Genomic DNA, 236 nt, shown 5'->3' with positions numbered 1-236 from the left:
AACGGCGCGCAGGTGAACATCTGGGACTGCAACGGGCAGGCCAACCAGCAGTGGACCTCGACCAGCGCGGGTGAGCTGCGGGTCTACGGCAACAAGTGCCTGGACGTGAACGGCGGCGGCACCGCCGACGGCACCGCGGTCATCATCTGGGACTGCAACGGCCAGAACAACCAGAAGTGGCGCTTCAACTCCGACGGCACCATCACCGCGGTCGGCGCGAACAAGTGCCTGGACGT

The 236-nt window shown here is 66.1% G+C and carries 1 protein-coding gene; it reads left to right on the top strand.

The window, feature by feature from the left end; all coding sequences use genetic code 11:
- Window positions 1-12: 12 nt before the first annotated feature.
- A partial coding sequence (locus AAH991_RS40400) for a ricin-type beta-trefoil lectin domain protein (RefSeq protein WP_346231228.1) occupies window positions 13-236 on the top strand: 224 nt, incomplete at its 3' end.

Origin of the sequence: Microbispora sp. ZYX-F-249, from assembly GCF_039649665.1 — a bacterium.
Lineage (GTDB): Bacteria > Actinomycetota > Actinomycetes > Streptosporangiales > Streptosporangiaceae > Microbispora > Microbispora maris.
This window is presented reverse-complemented; position numbering and strand designations above follow the sequence as displayed.